Origin of the sequence: Pseudomonas sp. B21-053 (assembly GCF_026016365.1) — a bacterium.
Classification (GTDB): Bacteria; Pseudomonadota; Gammaproteobacteria; order Pseudomonadales; family Pseudomonadaceae; genus Aquipseudomonas; species Aquipseudomonas nunensis.
On sequence record NZ_CP087205.1, the window covers coordinates 1162272 to 1179447 of the forward strand.

The 17176-nt window shown below is 59.0% G+C and carries 15 protein-coding genes; 6 read left to right on the plus strand and 9 right to left on the minus strand.

Going from position 1 to position 17176, the window contains the following annotated elements:
• Positions 1 to 9: 9 nt before the first annotated feature.
• The 4 genes from LOY68_RS05245 to yaaA form a co-directional block, all read right to left on the minus strand.
• On the minus strand, positions 10 to 1179 hold the full coding sequence (locus LOY68_RS05245) for an alginate biosynthesis protein Alg44 (RefSeq protein ID WP_265043378.1): 1170 nt from the start codon (positions 1177 to 1179) through the stop codon (positions 10 to 12).
• Between the two features lie 36 nt (positions 1180 to 1215).
• Entirely contained in the window at positions 1216 to 2697 is a 1482-nt protein-coding gene (alg8, locus tag LOY68_RS05250; RefSeq protein ID WP_413787172.1) for a mannuronan synthase, read from the minus strand.
• A gap of 183 nt (positions 2698 to 2880) precedes the next feature.
• Positions 2881 to 4197 carry a nucleotide sugar dehydrogenase gene (locus tag LOY68_RS05255; RefSeq protein ID WP_163908570.1) on the minus strand — a complete coding sequence of 439 codons (1317 nt, stop codon included), beginning with the start codon at positions 4195 to 4197 and terminating at the stop codon, positions 2881 to 2883.
• A gap of 803 nt (positions 4198 to 5000) precedes the next feature.
• Positions 5001 to 5780 carry a peroxide stress protein YaaA gene (gene yaaA, locus LOY68_RS05260; protein WP_163908572.1) on the minus strand — a complete coding sequence of 260 codons (780 nt, stop codon included), beginning with the start codon at positions 5778 to 5780 and terminating at the stop codon, positions 5001 to 5003.
• Positions 5781 to 6055: 275 nt separating this feature from the next.
• On the opposite strand from yaaA, the gene LOY68_RS05265 reads away from it, so the two are divergent.
• The 6 genes from LOY68_RS05265 to LOY68_RS05290 all read left to right on the plus strand — a co-directional run bounded on the left by LOY68_RS05265 (position 6056) and on the right by LOY68_RS05290 (position 11437).
• Positions 6056 to 7180 carry a polysaccharide deacetylase family protein gene (locus tag LOY68_RS05265; RefSeq protein WP_265043380.1) on the plus strand — a complete coding sequence of 375 codons (1125 nt, stop codon included), beginning with the start codon at positions 6056 to 6058 and terminating at the stop codon, positions 7178 to 7180.
• Between the two features lie 346 nt (positions 7181 to 7526).
• Entirely contained in the window at positions 7527 to 8921 is a 1395-nt protein-coding gene (locus LOY68_RS05270) for a PhoH family protein (RefSeq protein ID WP_123405490.1), read from the plus strand.
• Between the two features lie 266 nt (positions 8922 to 9187).
• Positions 9188 to 9661 carry a cyclic pyranopterin monophosphate synthase MoaC gene (gene moaC / locus LOY68_RS05275; protein ID WP_054049711.1) on the plus strand — a complete coding sequence of 158 codons (474 nt, stop codon included), beginning with the start codon at positions 9188 to 9190 and terminating at the stop codon, positions 9659 to 9661.
• Positions 9658 to 9900 (plus strand): molybdopterin converting factor subunit 1, encoded by a 243-nt coding sequence (gene moaD / locus LOY68_RS05280; RefSeq protein WP_265043383.1) that lies wholly within the window; start codon positions 9658 to 9660, stop codon positions 9898 to 9900. Before moaC ends, moaD begins: the two co-directional genes overlap by 4 nt.
• Positions 9901 to 9903: 3 nt before the next feature.
• The gene (gene moaE / locus LOY68_RS05285; RefSeq protein WP_265043385.1) at positions 9904 to 10356 is read left to right on the plus strand and encodes a molybdopterin synthase catalytic subunit MoaE; all 453 of its coding nucleotides are present in this window, start codon (positions 9904 to 9906) and stop codon (positions 10354 to 10356) included.
• Between the two features lie 304 nt (positions 10357 to 10660).
• Positions 10661 to 11437, plus strand: a complete 777-nt coding sequence (locus LOY68_RS05290) for an ABC transporter substrate-binding protein (protein ID WP_265043386.1) — start codon at positions 10661 to 10663, stop codon at positions 11435 to 11437.
• Positions 11438 to 11545: 108 nt separating this feature from the next.
• On the opposite strand, the gene LOY68_RS05295 is transcribed toward LOY68_RS05290, so the two are convergent.
• From LOY68_RS05295 to LOY68_RS05315, 5 genes are all read right to left on the minus strand, one after another.
• Entirely contained in the window at positions 11546 to 12172 is a 627-nt protein-coding gene (locus tag LOY68_RS05295) for a transcriptional regulator (protein ID WP_054049704.1), read from the minus strand.
• An 89-nt stretch (positions 12173 to 12261) separates the two neighbouring features.
• The gene (locus tag LOY68_RS05300; protein ID WP_265043389.1) at positions 12262 to 13389 is read right to left on the minus strand and encodes an NAD(P)/FAD-dependent oxidoreductase; all 1128 of its coding nucleotides are present in this window, start codon (positions 13387 to 13389) and stop codon (positions 12262 to 12264) included.
• A 150-nt stretch (positions 13390 to 13539) separates the two neighbouring features.
• Entirely contained in the window at positions 13540 to 14487 is a 948-nt protein-coding gene (locus LOY68_RS05305; RefSeq protein ID WP_265043390.1) for an ornithine cyclodeaminase family protein, read from the minus strand.
• 126 nt (positions 14488 to 14613) lie between these two features.
• Positions 14614 to 16101, minus strand: coding sequence for an ATP-dependent RNA helicase RhlB (gene rhlB / locus LOY68_RS05310; protein ID WP_054049698.1), 1488 nt, complete (start codon positions 16099 to 16101; stop codon positions 14614 to 14616).
• A gap of 84 nt (positions 16102 to 16185) precedes the next feature.
• Positions 16186 to 16842 carry an alpha/beta hydrolase gene (locus LOY68_RS05315; protein WP_163908586.1) on the minus strand — a complete coding sequence of 219 codons (657 nt, stop codon included), beginning with the start codon at positions 16840 to 16842 and terminating at the stop codon, positions 16186 to 16188.
• Positions 16843 to 17176 lie beyond the last annotated feature (334 nt).

Consider the following 17176-nt stretch of genomic DNA (forward strand, 5'->3'; position numbering starts at 1 on the left):
GTCCTCGACTTAAATACCGGCGGCCATGGCTTTGTCGATCAGCCAGTTCAAGCTCGGGCCACGATCGCTGTTCACTTCCACCGGGCGACCGGCGAAGGTGGTGTCCAGCGGCTCGTCAGGCTTGATCTGTACGCGGATGTCGGAGGACAGGTCGGCGCTTTTCAGGCTGGTGCTGCTGACGATCTTGCCGGTGCGGACCTTGTCTTCGCCGGCGATTTCGAAGGTCACTGGCGCGCCTGGACGCACGTCGGCGAACTGGCGATAAGTGAAGCGCGCGTCGATGTTGGCTTCGCTGTTACGCGGCACCAGATTGAAGATCACGTCGCCCTTGCTGGCGTACTGACCGTTGCCGACCAGTTGCTGCGCTACGGTGCAATCGCACGGCGAAGTCAGGGTGCCGGTCATTTGCTTGCCGAACAGTTCTTCAACCTTGGCCGGTTGCAACTGGTCTTCGTCCAGATGGCCCTTGAGTACGTCGAGCATGCTGGTGCTGAAGGTCGCCAGCGGTGCGCCTTTGGCGGCAATGCCGTCGTCTTTGATCAGGCTCTGCACGGTGCCGTCGCGCGGCATGGTGATGTTCATGCCCGGTACGCTGACGATGCCGGCCTGGGCGTGGCTGACGAAGTACATGCTGTACACCGACTTGAAAATGAAGCCGAACGCCGCGAGGCCGACCAGGAAAATCGCGAAGCTGAAGGTCACCGCACGCAGACGACCGAACGGGGTCATGCCGTGGCCGCCATCCTTGACCTTGCGCGCCTTGGTGAAGTTGTCGCGCTGCAGGGTCGCCAGTACTTCACCCATGCTGACGATGTCGCCGGACAGGTGAGAGGTGATCAGGTGACGCAGGGTCGAGATGTCTTGCGCTTCCAGGTTCTGGAACTGGCAACCGGCGCGACCGGTCTGGCGATCGAAGGAGCGGATCTGCAACTCCACGTCCATGGCCAGGCCGAGGTTATCGATGACGAATTGCAGGCGAGCCTTGTGCACGTCGCCGATCTTCAGCGGCAGTTGACCGGCGTTGAACGCCAGGCCGCCAGCGGACAGGTCGAGGACCCGGGCATCGACCGGCGTACGGTCTGGACCGAAGAAACGCAGCTTGGCCGGGATTTTCACTCGGGCGTGTTGGCGCTGGGCTTCGGATTCGTGCACTACGTTGGCATTGACGGCGGTATTCATAGGGGCAATTTCCTGGTTAATTCAATAAGGGGGCGGTCAGACCATCATCAGCAGCACGGCGACGAAAACGCTGCCGGCGGAGAAGGTCATGGTCCGAGACGACCAGGTGTTGAACCAACGTTGAAAGCTGGCGAGATCACGGGTCAATTTGGTGTCCTGGCGAGTCCAGGATTGTTGGTCGAGGCGGAAGAACACATAGATCTTCACCAGCGCGCCGACGATCTGGTTGTAATAGAGAATCATCGGGTAGGCAGGACCGATTCGGTGACCGGAGCAAGACAACAGCAGGGTCAGAATCAGGCGGGTGATGCCGATCCACAGCAGGTAAGCGAGGATGAACGCGCCGCCGTACTTGAAGCTGGCGATGATCGCTACGGTCAGGCCGAGCAACGAAGTCCACATCGACACGCGTTGGTCGAACAGCACTACCGAGGTAAACAGGCCGAGGCGTTTCATCCCCAGGCCCAGGGCACGGGAGTTCTGACGCAGGTTGTTGCCGTACCAGCGGAACATCAGTTTGCGGCTGGCCTTGATGAAGCTTTTTTCCGGCGGGTGTTCCACGGTGTGGATCGCTGCGTCCGGTACGTAGAAAGTGTCGTAACCCAGGCGCATCAGGCTGAACCAGCTCGACTTGTCGTCACCGGTCAGGAACTTGAAGCGGCCCAGGCGCCAGTGTTGCAGCGAGTCGCTTTCCACGTCGGCGATGAAGTCCGGGTCGGTCACCACGGTTGCGCGGAACACCGACATCCGGCCGGTCATGGTCAGGACGCGTTTGGACAAGGCCATCGAGCACATGTTGATGTGGCGCTGGGCGAAGCGCAGTTTGTGCCACTCAGCCATGACGTAGCCGCCGCGTACTTCGCAGAACTCGTTGGTGGTCAGGCCGCCGACATTGCCGAACAGCTGGAACCACGGCACGGTCTTGAGCACGACGCCAGGAGCGAGCACGGTGTCGCCATCGATCACTGCAACCACTGCGCGGTCATCCGGCAAGTGGCGGGAGATGGCGCGGAAACCGTAGGCCAGGCCATCGCGCTTGCCGGTGCCGGGAATGCGCACGAAGTCGAGCTTGACGCGAGCCGGTGGATTCATTTTGGTCCACAGGCTTTTCACCAGCTTCTCATCGGACATTTCCACGATGGAGCAGACCATGGTGGTCGGCAGGCCGCAGTCGATCGCTTCGCGAATCACCGAGGCATAAACCTGGGCGGTGGTCAGGGCGTCGATACGGAAACTGGTGACCATCAGGTACACATGCGACGGGTCTGCCGCTTTACCCAGCTTGCGCACTTTGCGCCGCAGGTGCGGGTAGACCACGTACAGGAACAGCATGCCGCGCAGAAAGTGCGTGGCACCCATCGAGTAACGCCAGATCCCGATGAAACCGATCAGGAAAATAAAGTCCTTCGACTCGGAGTCGAACGTGGACGAAGGCAACGCCATGGCGATGCCCATCAATAAACTTAGGTAAAACAGCCAACCGGCGGCCTGTAAAAGGCCGTGCTTTAGCCTGTGCATAATCTGCATCCGTCTCTATCTCGGGCGAGCCTGTGGGGTGGCCCGATGGGGTTAAGGCAGGCGAAAAAACCAGGTCAATTCCCTCGGACCCGTAGGCGCGAGGCTTGCCCGCGAACACGGCGTACCTGACACATCACGTCGTCTGGTTCGCCGGCAAGCCTGGCTCCTACAGAGGGCTGCTTGTTACCAGCAGATACCTTCGGTGCGATCTTTAACGCTGGTGGCTTGGGACATGAAGCCAACCAGGTCGATCACTTGCTTGCCGTGTGGAGCCTGTTCCGCCAAGGCGCGGAATTTCTCGTCACGGTTACCGAGGATGATCACGTCGGAGTTGTTGATCACATCGTCGAAGTCGGAGTTGAGCAGCGACGAAACGTGCGGGATCTTCGACTCGATGTAGTCCTTGTTCGCGCCGTGGACACGGGCGTACTCGACGTTGCTGTCGTAGATGCTCAGGTCGTAACCCTTGCCGATCAGCATTTCCGCCAGATCAACCAACGGGCTTTCGCGCAGGTCATCGGTGCCGGCCTTGAAGCTCAAGCCGAGCAGGGCGACTTTGCGTTTGTCGTGGCTGGACACGATGTCGAAGGCGTTCTGCACTTGCGACACGTTGCTGCGCATCAGCGAGTTGAGCAGCGGCGCATCGACGTCCAGGGAACCGGCACGGAAGGTCAGTGCACGCACGTCTTTCGGCAGGCAAGAGCCGCCGAACGCGAAGCCTGGGCGCATGTAGTACTGCGACAGGTTCAGGGTTTTGTCCTGGCAGACCACTTCCATCACTTCACGACCATCGACGCCGACAGCCTTGGCGATGTTGCCGATCTCGTTGGCGAAGGTCACCTTGGTGGCGTGCCACACGTTGCAGGTGTACTTGATCATCTCGGCGACGGCGATGTCCTTGCGGATGATCGGCGCGTCGAGTTCTTCGTACAGGGCTTGCAGCACGTCGCCGCTGGCCTTGTCGAACTCGCCGATGACGGTCATCGGTGGCAAGTCGTAGTCGGCGATCGCGGTGCTTTCACGCAGGAATTCAGGGTTGACCGCCACGCCGAAGTCGACGCCGGCTTTCTTGCCCGAGCAGTCTTCGAGAATCGGGATGACAACGTTTGCGACCGTGCCCGGCAAAACGGTGCTGCGAACCACGATGGTGTGGCGGGTGGTCTTGTCACGCAGGACAAAACCGATCTCGCGGCACACGGCTTCGATGTAGTTCAGTTCCAGGTCGCCGTTCTTCTTGCTTGGCGTACCGACGCAGATCATCGACAGGTCGGTGTCACGAATCGCTTCGGCGAAGTTGGTCGTGCCGCGCAGTTTGCCCGTCTCGATACCCTTCTGCAGAAGTTCACCCAGACCCGGTTCAACGATGGGCGATTTGCCGGCGTTGATCATATCGATCTTGTCTTTGGCAACATCGACGCCAATGACGTCATGGCCACGTGCAGACAGGCAACCGGCACATACTGCACCGACGTAACCCAAACCAAATATGCTGATGCGCATCGCATTTACCTCTGTAATTATCAAGCCATTAAATGGCCGGAGTTAATGGTGTTCAGCGGTCGTAGTGCACTCGCAAGTGCGTGCTTACAGGCGCCACAATGCAGCGTGCAGGCAAACAAAGTTCCGAGTGACTAAATAAGTGCACTCAAGATGTGCGCAACTAGGCCTTATTATTATGTATGCCCTGTTATGCATCCTGCCCCCTGTTCAGAGGACAATCGTGCAAAGGTCATGCGCGCTCGATGTCAGGCTGAGGGCCCGTAAATCAAGCGGTTGGGTGCTCGGAGGAGCACGTTTATAGGGGCGCTGCCTTGGCCGTATAGGGGATAGTAATGGTGCGTATCTCCTGTCCTATCGGTACTGCCCGAATCAGAGGCCATTAAGCGGAAGTTCGTGTGACAACTTCGCTACATGGTTGTCGTCTCTGCGTAAGTTATTTCCTACAAGCTTAAGGAAAATAGTTACCGGTGGTATGAGCGACGCATTTGGACATAGTTCCTGTCCGCCCATCGCGAATCCTGAAATTTCCTGAAATATTGAAAAAGATGGCACTGCTTTCAGATTGATAGCACTTGCCGTTTCGCCCTTTATATATAGGGTAATTATTGAATTGGATGTGTATGTGCCACTACCGATAAAAATTTTCGGTGCCACTACTGAAAAAAATCATGAATGTCGAGTGAAAGAAAAGTTAGGAAGTTGGATGATGTATTTTTGGCGCCAAGAGAATGGCGAAACAGGCGGGGAATTGTCGGACGATTAAACAGTGCGCACGACCGACGGTCGTGCGCTGTAGGAGTGCGTTACTCGGGAGTGTGATCGCGCAGGAATACCAAGTTGTCCGGTTTGGACTGTTCGGTACTGTAACGATAACCCTGGATATCAAACTGTTTGAGAGCGTCCGGGTTGTTGATGCGTTCTTCGATAACGAACCGGCTCATCATCCCGCGCGCTTTCTTCGCGTAGAAGCTGATGATTTTGTACTGACCGTTCTTCAGGTCCTTGAACTCGGTATTGATGATGCGCGCGTTCAAGGCGCTGCGTTTGACCGCCGAGAAGTACTCGTTGGAGGCCAGGTTCAGCAGCACGTCGTCACCTTGGTCGGCCAGCGCTTCGTTCAGCCATTCGCTGATCCGCGTGCCCCAGAAGGCATACAGGTCCTTGCCACGGGCATTCGCCAGTTTGGTGCCCATCTCCAGCCGATAAGGCTGCATCAGGTCGAGCGGGCGCAGCAGGCCATACAGACCGGAGAGCATGCGCAAATGCTGCTGGGCGTAATCGAAATCGGCTTCGCTGAAGGTTTGGGCATTCAGGCCGGTGTATACATCACCCTTGAAGGCCAGCAGCGCCTGCTTGGCGTTTTCCGGGGTGAACGCGGGTGTCCAGCTGCCGAAACGCGCGGCGTTGAGCCCGCCGATCTTGTCGGAGACGTGCATCAACTCGCTGATCTGCGCCGGCGTGAGGTCGCGCAACTGCATGATCAGCTCCTGGGAATGGTCCAGGTATTGCGGCTGGGTGAAACGCTGGGTGGCCGGCGGTGTTTCGTAATCGAGGGTCTTGGCGGGGGAAATCACCATCAGCATGAAGTCGTCTCCTTTAATCGTGGGGCGATTCTAGGGGGTTGTTCGTGTTGACTCCAGCTATGGGTGTCATAGGTGATCGGTGGTGTCATGGAACAAGATCGCAGCCTCGCTGCGCTCGACAGCTCCTACGGACCGAGTTGGCGCGAGATTGGCGTGAAATCGGATTTGTAGGTGCTGTGTAGGAGCTGTCGAGTGAAACGAGGCTGCGATCTTTTAGCCCCACTGCGATATCGCGATATATAGTGCCGCGCGGGTTTTGTTATGGAGACATCCCTTTGCGTATCGTTTTTTTATTCTCGGCCTGGCTCTTGAGCTTCGGTGCCCTGGCGGCGCCTGGCGATGTGGCGACGCTCGATCGCGGCACCTGGCCGGAACAACTCACCAGCCCGACGCTGTTCGACGTCGCGTCGCGCGCCGAAATCCTCATGTTCGCCCGCGTCCTGCTGGCCAGCGAGTCCCTGGATGAAGTCAGCCTGGCACGACGCCTGGGCCTGCGCACGATCAATCTGGACGCGGTCAACAGCCTGCGCGAGCGGATGTGGCAACGCCTGCTGACCAACTACAACTTCGCCCAGCAGAGCTGCGATCAGGATGCGTCGTTCTGCTTCCTGGTTGAAGACCTGCCGACCCTGCGCGAGCAAGCGGCCAAGTTCCAGGTCAGTGACGACAGCTTCTATATCAAGTGGTCGGAGCCGAGCCGCCTGTTCCATGCCCAGTATCTAGATGAGCAATTGCGCAAAGCCGCGCTGTTTCCGCAAACCAGCAGCGAAGTCGATCGTTTCGGCGACTATGAACGCAACGGCGACGAGATGCATGACCGGCTGTTTCTGCTGACCTTCGACAGCGCGGCCAATGCCATTCCGGACAACACCGGGTGGGTCGCCGAGTACCTGCGCAAGTCGAACATCAACGGCACGTTCTTCGTGCTCGGCAAGGACGTCCAGGCGCGTCTGGCCGACGGGTCAGTGGCCAGTCTGCAAGCAATGTATTCACAGCAATGCCTCGGCGTGCAGGGCTGGGAGTTCCGCTCCCACAGCCATTGGCAAGACTGGCAGGACTCGGTCAAACGCAGCGCCGAACTGGTGAAGAGCAAACTGCCGGAAAACTATGTGCCGCTGTTCCGCCCGCCGGATGGCCAGCGTCGTTCCGATGCGCAGGGCTTCTTTGAGTCGCAGGGTTTGCAGGTGGCGCTGTGGGACATCGATCCCCAGGACGGCGCGGGCAAGCTCAAGGGCAGCCAGAGCGCCCAACGAGTGCTGACGCTGATGCTGTTGTGGCGTCACGGCGTGATCAATTTCAATGTGAAGCAGGACGCGGTGAAAACCTCGATGCCCTGGCTGATCGGCCAAACGGCGCAAAGCGGGATCGGTTGGGAGGACTGTCAGGTAGCGTTTCGCTGAAATACGCAAAAGCCCGCAATCATTGGGGCAAAGGGCAGGGCGGGGCGAATTTGAAAGGAATTTCGATGCAGGCGGACTTCCGACTTTAACGGCACAATGCCTGCACGCCAAGGGCTATTCGTCACTCTGAAAAATAAACTTCAAAAAAACGTCAAAGTACTTTTTTCTGTCATGGGTTTTGGAGTATTACGAAGACAGACCGCCGAAACCTGCAACACAGGTGGCGTCTTCCAAGACCCATTTGTGAGCAGTTCACTTGAGTCCCAACAGGTGAATTCGGTGGCCACTTCGAGGCGCAGCACTGTCACGGTATTGCGTCGAATGGCTCCCACAAAGGTGACCGAGTATGGATGATCACGGACGTAGTTCTTCTTCCAACCAGCCAATCCTTTATGTACTCGATACCAACGTATTGATTCACGATCCAAACGCCCTGCTTAACTTCGAAGAACACCACGTTGCGATCCCGATGACCGTGCTTGAGGAGCTGGACAAGCTCAAGAGCGGGCATCACAGCGTTGCGGCCGAATGCCGTCAGGCGATCCGCCTGATCGACAAGACCCTGGGCGATGCCAGCCCCGAGGACGTCGAACTCGGTGTGCCGATCCAGCGCGGCAAGAGTGGGCCCAAGGGTTTGCTGTCAATTCTGATGAGCAAGCGCGCTGAGCCGAACATCATTCTGCCCGAGCACCTGAACGACAACATCATCATCAACCAGTTGATCGACCTGCACGCACGCGAGCCAAAATTGCCCGTGGTGCTGGTGACCAAAGACATCAACATGCGCCTCAAGGCCCGGGCGTGCGGGATTGCGGCCGAGGACTACAGCACCGACCAACTGGTCGACGACGTTTCGCTGCTGCCTAACGGCTACCACAACATGACCGGCTCCTTCTGGGACCTCGTGAGCAAGGTCGAAACCCGTCAGGACCACGGCCGCACCTGGCACCAAGTGAAGCTGATCGACAACCTGCCGGCGGTGCACATCAATGAATTCATCATCGACGAACAAGGGTTTGTCGGCTGGATCAAGGAGATTGAAGAAGATCGTCTGCTGATTCTCGACCTGCATCAGGAACCCCTGTTGCACCAGGAAGCCTGGGGCCTGAAACCGCGCGACATCTATCAGAGCCTGGCGCTCTACGCCTTGCTTGATCCGGACATTCACCTGGTCAACCTGTCTGGCGCGGCCGGTTCGGGTAAAACCATCCTGGCCCTGGCCGCTGCGATCGAGCAGACCATGGTCAGCAAACGCTATCGCCGGATCATCGCCACCCGCAGCGTGCAGGGCCTGGACCAGGAAATCGGCTTCCTGCCTGGCACCGAAGCGGAAAAAATGGAGCCTTGGCTGGGCGCCATCACCGACAACCTCGAAGCCTTGCACATGGATGACGAAAACACCCATGGCAGCGTCGACTACATCCTCAGCAAAGTGCCGTTGCAGTTCAAATCCCTCAACTACATCCGGGGTCGCAGCTTCCAGCAGAGCCTGATTTTGATCGATGAATGCCAGAACCTTACGCCGCACCAGATGAAAACCATCATCACCCGTGCCGGCGCCGGTTCCAAAGTGGTGTGCCTGGGCAACCTGGCGCAGATCGACACCCCTTACCTGTCCGCGACCAGCTCCGGGCTGACCTACCTGACTGAACGCTTCAAAGATTTCCCGAATGGTGTGCACATCACCCTGCAAGGGGTGCCTCGCTCGATCCTGGCCGAATACGCCGAATCGCATCTGTAACCGCATCAGACAAACCGGGCGGCCTTCTCAGGTCGCCCGGTTTTTTTATGGCCAACACACATTCCATCCATTTCTGTGCCTGGCAAATATCCCCTGTAGGAGCTGCCGAAGGCTGCGATCTTTTGATCTTGTCTTTAAAGGGGCGAAGATCAAAAGATCGCAGCCTTCGGCAGCTCCTACATGGGTTCTGCGGTGAACACATAATCAAACGTGCGGAAAATTGACCCGCAGGTTTACAATCGACGCTCCTGATCAGGAGTAAACCTGTGCTGACTCATCTCGATTCCCAAGGTCGCGCCAACATGGTCGACGTCACTGAAAAAGCCGTGACGTTCCGTGAGGCGACGGCCCAAGCGCTGGTGCGCATGCTGCCCGAAACCCTGCAGATGATCGTCAGCGGCGGTCACCCAAAAGGTGACGTGTTCGCCGTGGCGCGCATCGCCGGTATCCAGGCCGCTAAGAAAACCAGCGACCTGATTCCCCTGTGCCATCCGCTGATGCTCACCGGCGTCAAAGTCGAGCTCAGTGCCGAAGGCGACGACACCGTGCGCATCGTCGCGAAGTGCAAGCTGTCCGGGCAGACCGGCGTCGAGATGGAAGCCCTGACCGCCGCCAGCGTCGCGGCGCTGACCATCTACGACATGTGCAAGGCTGTTGACCGCGGCATGACCATCGAAAGCGTGCGCCTGCTGGAGAAACTCGGCGGCAAGAGCGGGCATTTCCAGGCGGACCCGTCATGAACATTACGGTTAGGTTTTTTGCCCGCTACCGTGAGGCGCTGGGCGTGGACTCCATCAAGGTCGAAGGCCATTTCGCCACCGTGGATGACGTGCGTGCTCTGCTGGCCCAGCGCGATGGCGCTGATGTGTTGAGCGAACAGAACCTGATGTGCGCGCGCAACGAAGACCTCTGCCAACTCGACGAGCCGGTGCTCGATGGCGATGAAGTGGCGTTCTTTCCGACCGTGACCGGGGGCTGAGCCATGGCGATTCGCGTGCAATCCACGGCGTTCGATCCGGGTGCCGAAGTCAACGCCATGCACGCCGCCAATGTCGGCGTTGGCGCGGTGGTGAGTTTTGTCGGCTATGTGCGCGACTTCAATGACGGACTCGACGTCGCCGGGATGTTTCTCGAGCACTACCCGGGCATGACCGAAAAGGCGTTGGGCAAGATTGCGGTCGAGGCCGAACAGCGCTGGCCGCTGCTCAAGCTTGAAGTGTTGCACCGCATCGGCGCGCTGAAGCCAGGTGAGCCGATCGTCTTCGTCGGCGCCGCCAGCGCCCACCGCCAGGCCGCGTTCGATGCCTGCGCGTTTGTCATGGACTACCTGAAAACCCGTGCGCCGTTCTGGAAGAAAGAAAACACCAGCGACGGCCCGCGTTGGGTGGAAGGGCGGGACAGCGATCATGCGGCGGCGGATCGTTGGAAGGCGTAATTATTCAGTGCGCTCAAGATCGCCTTCGCGGGCAAGCCTCGCTCCTACAGGGTTAAGTCGTCCACAAATACGTGGTCGACGTTTCCCCTGTAGGAGCGAGGCTCGCCCGCGAAGAGGCCATTCGCAACCCATAAAATCTCCCAGACTCACCGCCCGACCAGAGGCTCGGAAGATCCTCTCACGCCCGATTGACGGTTTATACATAAAAGTCCAGTATGGAATTATAAGTACAAAAAAGGCGTCCCTCCCGTTTCCGTTCTTTCTTCTGTCTTGCCAAACCAACAACAACCGCGAGAAAACGAACATGAAGAAATTCTCCCTCATCACCGGTCTGGCCCTGAGCCTGTTGGCGTGCAGCTCAGCGTTCGCCGCCGATAAAACCCTGCGCATCGGCATCGAAGCAGCGTATCCGCCGTTCGCGTCCAAGACCGACAAGGGCGAGATCGTCGGTTTCGACTACGACATCGGCAATGCCCTGTGCGCGCAGATGAAGGTCAAGTGCGTCTGGGTCGAAGGTGAGTTCGATGGCCTGATTCCTTCCCTGAAAGTGAAGAAAATCGACATGGCCCTGTCGTCCATGACCATCAACGAAGACCGCAAGAAGTCGGTGGATTTCACCCACAAGTATTACTTCACCTCGTCACGCCTGGTCATGAAGCAAGGCGCGGTGGTGGATGACCAATACGCCAGCCTCAAGGGCAAGACCATTGGCGTGCAGCGCGCCACCACCACCGATCGTTACGCCACTGAAGTTTTCGAACCGAAGGGCATCAACGTCAAGCGCTACGGCAACAACGAAGAAATCTATATGGACCTGGCCGCCGGCCGTCTCGATGCGATTTTTGCCGACACCATCCCGCTGAATGATTTCCTGTCGATGCCGCGCGGCGCTGGTTATGCGTTTGTCGGGCCTGAGCTCAAGGACCCGAAATACGTGGGCGAGGGCGCCGGGATTGCGGTGCGCAAGGGTAATACGGAGTTGGTCAGTGAGCTGAACACAGCCATTGATGGCATTCGCGCGAATGGCGAGTATCAGAAGATTTCCGACAAGTATTTCAAGTCGGACATTTACGGCGATTGATCAATCGCCTTCGCGGGCAAGCCTCGCTCCTACAGGAAAAATGCATTCCAATGTAGGAGCGAGGCTTGCCCGCGAAGAGGCCCGCTCAAACAACACACATCTAAAAGCCTAACCCTTCAATTCCTTCAAATGCTTGTACACCGTCGCCCGCCCCATGTTCAGCACGTTGGCCACATAGTTGGAGGCGCTTTTGCCTTTGAACGCGCCTTCAGCGTGCAGCGCCAGCACCAGCTCGCGTTTGTGGTCGCGACTCAGCACATTCAGGCTCAACTGGCGTTCGCGCAGCCAGGCATGCAGGAACGTGTTGATCCGCTCCTGCCAGTCATCGCGAAACAGTGAGTCCGGTTGCGGGATCAGCTTGGTCGGCGACAGGAACAGATCCAGCGCCGCCTTGGCATTCTCGAACAGCGAAATATTCAGGTTGATGCACAGCACCGCCAGCGGATGCCCGTCGCTGTCGCGCAGCACGCTGCTGAGGCTGCGAATCTTCTGACCGTCCCAATTGAGCTTTTCGTACGGCCCGATATTTCGTTCGCTGACATCATCGCTGAGCATGTCCTCGAGCGCCGCGTCATCGCCGATTTCCCGCTTCGACAGGTTGTTGGCGATGTAGTCGATTTTTTGCGTGCGCAGATCGTGCAGCACCACCTCGGCGTGAGGAAAGAACAGCGTGGCGATGGCGTCGGCGATCGCTCGGAAGTTGTCCAGCGCCGGATCTTTTTCAGGTGCATTCATACAGGGAGCTCCAGGCAACGTCAGCGCCCCATCAGGCAGGGCGCTGGAAGTTTGCCGCAATCGTGGCGGCACGTCACCCAAGTCCGCGCTCAAGCCAGGCGCGCCGGAGAGAGCATCGCGGCGTCCAGGCCGAAACGGCTCAGCTGTTCCGGCAAGGCTTCACCGCGCACCAGCGCAGCGCTGGCCTGGCCCATGGCCGGCGACGTCTGGATGCCGTAGCCACCTTGCGCCGCGACCCAGAACAGCCCCGGCACTTGGGTATCGAAACCGGAGAGCAAATCACCGTCAGCCACGAAACTGCGCAAACCGGCCCAGGTGCGGGTCGGGCGGCGGATCGACAGGGTGGTGGCTTCTTCGATCTGGTAGATGCCCATGGCAATGTCCAGTTCTTCGGCCTGCACGTCGTGGGGCTCCACCGGGTCGGCGTTGGCGGGCGAACCGAGGAACATGCCGGCATCGGGCTTCATATAGAAGGATTCGTCGAGCGCCACCAGCATCGGCCAATGATGGATGTCCACGCCCTCGGGGCCGGCGAAGATAAAGGCTGCACGGCGCTTCGGTTGCAGGCCCAAAGGCGTGGCACCGGCTAGCTCACCGATCTTGTCGGCCCAGGCGCCGGCGGCGTTGATGATCACAGGTGCGGTGAAAGTCCGTCCGTTGGTTTGCACCTGCCATTGGCCTTCGGCGTCACGGCTCAGGCTCAGCACTTCGCTGTCGGTATGCACTTCGCCTTTATTGCGCTTGATGCCACGCAGATAACCCTGGTGCAGGGCGTCGGTGTCGATGTCGCAAGCGGTCGGGTCGTAGAGCGCACCATGGACTTTTTCCCGGCGCAGGATCGGCAGGCGCGCGCAGGCTTCTTCGGCGCTGAGCAATTGCATTTCCGGCACCGTGGCTTTGGCGCTCAGGTATTGATTGTTCAGTTCGGCCGGGTCGCCGGTGAAATCCACGGTCATCTCGCCGCGCGGGGTCAGCAGCGGGTGATCGCAGAAACCGCTGGGCGGCGCGTCGAAGAAGTCGCGGCTGGCCTGGGTCAGCGCGCGCACTTGCGGCGTGCCGTAGGCGGCGGTGAACAGCGCGGCGGAACGTCCAGTGGAGTGATAAGCCGGATGGGTTTCGCGCTCCAGCACAATGACGCGCCCGTGCTGCGACAGCCAGTAACCGGTGGAGGCGCCGGCAATCCCGCCGCCGATGATGATGAAGTCTGCCTGGCTCATGAACGTCTCCTGTGGGGCGTAAATACCAAAATGTTGAAAATCCCCTTGTGGGAGCGGGCTTGCTCGCGAATACGGTCTGACATTCACCCTTGATGTCGACTGACACACCGCTTTCGCGAGCAAGCCCGCTCCCACATGGGAATTGTGGTGTCAGGGCTGTAGGCGATACAGGGCATTCGCCAGCGCAATGTCTTCCAGGCCCAGGCCAATGGAGCGGAAGAATACGTGGCGGTCATAACCGGGGCGTTGCACTTTTTCGCTGAGCAGGTCGGGCAAGTCGCCGATGATCGCGTTCTTGTCCCAGCCATGTTGTTCGCCGGCAATCAGCATTTCACCTGCCGAGCCGGGGGTGGTCTGACGATAGTCGCAGAACACCTGCATGTTGTTGAGGCTCTGGGGCGGCACTTCGTGGGCCCGTGGCGCGTTGGTGCTGATCGAGGTGATGAGTGCCGGTTTGCTCAGCGTCGATGGATCAATCACAGGTCCTGCGGACGAGGTGCAGAGCATGATCACGTCCGCATCCTGAATCGCCGCTTCGCGACTGTCGACGAAGGTCAGTCGCGAATCGAGGCTTTTGATTTGCGCCAATGCTTCGGGGGCCAGTTCGCTCAGCCCTGGCGAGTACAGGCTGATGCTCTGCCAGTCCCGCAGATCCTTGACGTAGTGCACGTGCGCCTGGGCCACTTTGCCGCTGCCGATAATCGCCAGGCGCCGGGCGTTCAACGGGGCGAGGGCATCGACCGCCACTGCGGTGGTCGCGGCGGTGCGGGCGGTGGTCAGCTCGCCGGCATCACAGAGCAACAGCGGCTGGCCGGTTTGCATCGACATCAACAGTGTCCACGCCGTCACCAGCGGACCTTGCTCGCGCACGATATAAGGCGAAGTCTTGACCCCGTACACGCCGTCCTCGGCCAGTACGCCCAAGTAGTTGATGAAATCGCCGGCAGCTTGAGGGAATTCCACCAGTTGTTGCGCCGGTTGCACGGCTTGCCCGGCGGCCAGGTCACGGAACAGCTTGCGCAGGATCTGCGGCACATCGACCTGTGCCAGCAACTCACGGGCCTGAAGTTGATTGATCACGTAAGGCGTACTGGACATGTTCGGCTCCGGGCGCTGAAAGTAAACTAATTTGTCTATTATGGACTTTTAGTTGTCTTGAGCAATCTCCAGACGTAAAAAAAGCGCAGTCCGTTGCCGGCTGCGCCTCTTTTTGATGCGCCTGATTTAAGGGCGCTTACGCTCAACCGCCCGCAGTAGATGCGTCGGTGGCGTTTCACAGCTGATCTTGCGACCCAGCAGCGCTTCGATAGACGGTAGCTGGTAGGAGTCGTCTTCACCGGCGAAGCTGATGGACACGCCATCGGCGCCTGCGCGACCGGTACGACCGATGCGGTGCACGTAGTCGTCCGGGACTTCCGGCAGGGTGAAGTTGATCACGTGGCTGATGCCGTCGATGTGAATACCACGACCGGCAACATCGGTAGCCACCAGCACGCGGATCTTGCCTTCGCGGAAACCTTCCAGGGTCTTGATGCGCTTGTGCTGCGGCACGTCGCCAGACAATTGCGCGGCGTTGACGCCATCGCGCACCAGGCGTTCTTCAATACGGCGCACTTCATCCTTGCGGTTGGCGAAGACCATCACCCGCTCCCAACCGTTGTCGGTGACCAGGTTGTAGAGCAGTTTGTATTTGTCGGCACCGGCCACGGCGTAGATGTGTTGCTCGACGTTTTCGCTGGCCACGTTCTGCGACTCGATCTCGACGATCGACGGGTCGGTGGTCCATTGCTTGGCCAGGTTCATCACGTCTTCGGTGAAGGTCGCGGAGAACAGCAGCGTCTGACGCTCGTTCTTCGGCGGGGTCTGGCGAATGATCTGACGCACTTGTGGGATGAAACCCATGTCGAGCATCCGGTCGGCTTCGTCCAGGACCATGACTTCGACCATGTCCAGGTGCACGTCGCCGCGCTGGTTGAAGTCCAGCAAACGGCCCGGGGTGGCGACGAGGATGTCGCAGTGGCGGGCTTCGAGGTGCTTGAGCTGCTTGTCGAAGTCCATGCCGCCAACAAACGTCATGACATTGAGGCCGGTGTACTTGGTCAGGTCCGCGGCGTCCTTGGCGATCTGCACCACCAGTTCGCGGGTCGGCGCGATGATCAGCGCCCGCGGTTCACCCATGTAGCGTTCCTTGGGCGGCGGGGTTTCCAGCAACTGGGTGATGATCGAAATCAGGAACGCGGCGGTTTTGCCGGTGCCGGTCTGGGCGCGACCGATGGCGTCTTTGCCGGCCAGGGTGAAACCGAGGACTTGCGCCTGGATCGGCGTGCAGTACGGAAAGCCCAGGTCCTGGATGGCGTGCATCAGTTCAGGGGCAAGCTTGAAATCGTGGAAACGGGTTTTGCCTTCCAGCGGCTCGACGGCGAAATCTTCGAGCTTCCAGGGAATGACCGGGGCCTTTGGCTTCGGTTCGCGACGCGGTTTTGCAGGTTTCGGCGCTTCGCTGAGCGGTTGCTCGGCAGCGATTGGCTCAACAGGTAGGGCGGCCGGTGTGGTCACGGGCTCTTGTTTCGGTGCCGCTGCGGCTGCGGTCCGGCCAGGCTGACGACCGTCGGTGCGGTGGCTGGGGGTGTGAGACGGAGCGCTGGCGACTGGCGCGAGCTGCTCAGTCTCGCTTTTACCGAACATTTTTTTGAGTGCTTTGAGCACGGTCATCTCATCAATTGGTTAAGGAATGTACGCCGGCCAGTGTAATGCAAGAATCAGGCGCGGCGTAGCGGGATGATCAAAGGATAGGTTTTAACGCAAGCGCTCGGCGAGCCAGGTGCCGATATCGCGAATTTCTTCGGGTAACACTTCGTGGCCCATTGGGTATTCCTGCCATGTCACGGTGACACCACGCTGCTTTAAATGCTCATAAGCGCTACGACCCATGGCGTTTTGCACAACGTCATCGTACTGACCGTGCAGGCATAGCACAGGAATGCGCTGCTGGCTGGCTGAAAGCTCCAGTTCATCGCTGAACGTCGGTGCATAAGTAGACAGAGCAAGTACCCCACCCAGCGCTCCCTGCCATTTCAGGAAAGCGCTGTGCAACACCACGGCGCCACCTTGGGAGAAACCGGCGAGAAAGATGCGCGAGGTGTCTATTCCGCTGGCCTTCTGCTCTTCGATCAGCTCGATAACCATTTCTGCCGACTCGTCCAGCTGCTCGCGGCTGATGGCACGCGCCGGGTTCATGGCCAATATGTCGTACCAGCTCGGCATCTCGTAGCCACCATTAATGGTGACCGCGCGGGTCGGCGCCTGGGGCAGGACGAAGCGGGTGGTCAGCAGGGTTTCCTGCAGCGCTTCGGCCACCGGCAGAAAGTCATAGCGATCGGCGCCCAGGCCGTGCAGCCAGATAACGCAGGCGTCTACGGGCTTGCCGGGCTGGAGAATCAAGGGCTGGGTCATGTCTGCTCCAATTTTGTGCGTGCGCTCTCATTGAGTGCGTGGTCCGAGTGCGCGTCAGGTTGATCAGTTAAGAAGATGTCGCAAGGCTACAAGTTTTGCTATTGACCTGTCGCTGAATCGCTTGAGCGAGCGGTGTGGTACGGGGTTTGCTATGGGGAAACCTGTGCAACCAATCTCGCGCCTGGCGGTAACACTATCAGTGTACTGCTGACGACGGGATAGCAAAGAATCCGGTGATGGATGTTCGCCAGTGGCCGTTACGGGCTTAGCGAACGTGAAAGGGCTACAGCCCGTTCGGCCGATTGGTGGGAAGTGAGTTGTCCATGATGTGGAT

Excerpts from the sequence above, each read along its gene's own strand:
- LOY68_RS05295 (WP_054049704.1), bottom strand. The coding sequence starts at position 12,172 with ATGAATGCACCTGAAAAAGATCCGGCGCTGGACAACTTCCGAGCGATC.
- rhlB (WP_054049698.1), bottom strand. The coding sequence starts at position 16,101 with ATGACCGTGCTCAAAGCACTCAAAAAAATGTTCGGTAAAAGCGAGACT.
- moaE (WP_265043385.1), top strand. The coding sequence starts at position 9,904 with ATGGCGATTCGCGTGCAATCCACGGCGTTCGATCCGGGTGCCGAAGTC.
- LOY68_RS05305 (WP_265043390.1), bottom strand. The coding sequence starts at position 14,487 with ATGTCCAGTACGCCTTACGTGATCAATCAACTTCAGGCCCGTGAGTTG.
- yaaA (WP_163908572.1), bottom strand. The coding sequence starts at position 5,780 with ATGCTGATGGTGATTTCCCCCGCCAAGACCCTCGATTACGAAACACCG.
- moaD (WP_265043383.1), top strand. The coding sequence starts at position 9,658 with ATGAACATTACGGTTAGGTTTTTTGCCCGCTACCGTGAGGCGCTGGGC.
- LOY68_RS05270 (WP_123405490.1), top strand. The coding sequence starts at position 7,527 with ATGGATGATCACGGACGTAGTTCTTCTTCCAACCAGCCAATCCTTTAT.
- alg8 (WP_413787172.1), bottom strand. The coding sequence starts at position 2,697 with ATGCACAGGCTAAAGCACGGCCTTTTACAGGCCGCCGGTTGGCTGTTT.
- LOY68_RS05255 (WP_163908570.1), bottom strand. The coding sequence starts at position 4,197 with ATGCGCATCAGCATATTTGGTTTGGGTTACGTCGGTGCAGTATGTGCC.
- LOY68_RS05315 (WP_163908586.1), bottom strand. The coding sequence starts at position 16,842 with ATGACCCAGCCCTTGATTCTCCAGCCCGGCAAGCCCGTAGACGCCTGC.
- LOY68_RS05290 (WP_265043386.1), top strand. The coding sequence starts at position 10,661 with ATGAAGAAATTCTCCCTCATCACCGGTCTGGCCCTGAGCCTGTTGGCG.
- LOY68_RS05245 (WP_265043378.1), bottom strand. The coding sequence starts at position 1,179 with ATGAATACCGCCGTCAATGCCAACGTAGTGCACGAATCCGAAGCCCAG.
- LOY68_RS05300 (WP_265043389.1), bottom strand. The coding sequence starts at position 13,389 with ATGAGCCAGGCAGACTTCATCATCATCGGCGGCGGGATTGCCGGCGCC.